At 65.5% G+C, this 1,695-nt stretch carries 2 protein-coding genes; both read right to left on the reverse strand.

All coding sequences use genetic code 11. The annotated features are described in order from the left end of the window. Positions 1–371: Fe-S cluster assembly scaffold IscU (gene iscU, locus HUJ28_02480; GenBank protein MBD3618325.1), on the reverse strand; the 371-nt coding region annotated here is incomplete at its 3' end. Positions 372–479: 108 nt separating this feature from the next. Beyond that, entirely contained in the window at positions 480–1,694 is a 1,215-nt protein-coding gene (locus HUJ28_02485) for an IscS subfamily cysteine desulfurase (GenBank protein MBD3618326.1), read from the reverse strand. Position 1,695: the final 1 nt, after the last annotated feature.

A 1,695-nucleotide genomic window follows, 5' to 3' on the forward strand; every position in this document is an offset into this window, starting at 1 on the left:
TTGCTCTTGAAGTCGTTGATGGCGGCCTTGATGGCATCCTCGGCCAGCACCGAACAGTGGATCTTCACCGGCGGCAGCTCCAGCTCCTCGGCGATCTGCGTGTTCTTGATCTGCGCCGCCTCGTCCAGCGTCTTGCCCTTCACCCACTCGGTCAGCAGGCTCGAGGACGCAATCGCCGAGCCGCAGCCGTAGGTCTTGAACTTGGCGTCTTCGATCACGCCGGATGCGTTCACCTTGATCTGCAGCTTCATCACGTCGCCGCAGGCCGGCGCACCCACCATGCCGGTGCCCACGCTGGCGTCGCTCTTGTCCAGCGAACCAACGTTGCGCGGGTTTTCGTAGTGGTCGATTACCTTGTCGCTGTAGGCCATGTCACTGCCTCCTCTTCAACGTTCAATCTGGCGCGGGCCACTTGCCGGCCGTGCGCCGCGTTTGCTTGCCACCCGCCGGCACTGGCCCGCGGGTCTGGAATCACTTGCCTAGTGGGCGACCCACTGCACGCTCTTCAGGTCGATGCCTTCCTGGTACATCTCCCACAGCGGCGACAGTTCACGCAGCTTGGTCACCGCCTTCTTCACCAGCTCGATGGTGTAGTCGATCTCCTCGGCCGTGGTGAAGCGCCCGATGGAGAAACGGATCGAGCTGTGCGCCAGTTCGTCGTCGCGCCCCAGCGCACGCAGCACGTAGCTCGGCTCCAGGGAGGCCGAGGTGCAGGCCGAGCCCGAGCTCACCGCGATGTCGCGCAGCGACATGATCAGGCTCTCGCCCTCGACGAAGTTGAAGCTCACGTTCAGGTTGTGCACCACCCGCTGCTCCAGGTCGCCGTTGAGGTACACCTCCTCCATGTCGTTGAGACCCGCCCACAGGCGGTCGCGCAGCATGCGGATGCGTTCGTTCTCGGTGGCCATCTCCTCTTTGGCGATGCGGAACGCCTCGCCCATGCCCACGATCTGGTGCGTGGGCAGGGTGCCCGAGCGCATGCCGCGCTCGTGGCCGCCACCGTGCTGCTGTGCCTCCAGCCGCACCCGCGGCTTGCGCCGCACGTACAGCGCACCGATCCCCTTGGGACCGTAGATCTTGTGCGCGGAGAAGCTCATCAGATCCACTTTCATCGCCTCCAGGTCGATCGGCACCTTGCCCGCCGACTGCGCGGCGTCGACGTGGAAGATGATGCCGCGCTCGCGGCAGATCTCGCCGATGGCGGCGATGTCCTGGATCACGCCGATCTCGTTGTTCACGTGCATGATCGACACCACCGTGGTGTCGTCGCGCAGCGCGGCCTGGAAGGCCTCCAGGTCCAGCAGACCGTCCTCACGGGGATCGAGATAGGTGACCTCGAAGCCTTCACGCTCGAGCTGCCGGCAGGTGTCCAGCACCGCCTTGTGCTCGGTCTTCATGGTGACCAGGTGCCGGCCCTTCTTCTGGTAGAAGTGCGCCGCGCCCTTGATCGCCAGGTTGTCGGATTCGGTCGCCCCGGAGGTCCAGACGATCTCCTTGGGGTCGGCGTTCACCAGCGCCGCGACCTGCGCGCGCGCCGTCTCCACCGCCTCTTCCGCCTGCCAGCCGAACGGGTGGCTGCGCGAGGCCGGGTTGCCGAACAGACCGTCCGGCGTCAGGTACGCACACAGCTTCTCCGCCACGCGCGGGTCCGCCGGCGTCGTCGCCGAGTAATCCAGATAGATCGGAAGCTTGATG

The sequence above is a fragment of the Chromatiales bacterium genome, from assembly GCA_014762505.1.
Lineage (GTDB): Bacteria > Pseudomonadota > Gammaproteobacteria > SpSt-1174 > SpSt-1174 > SpSt-1174.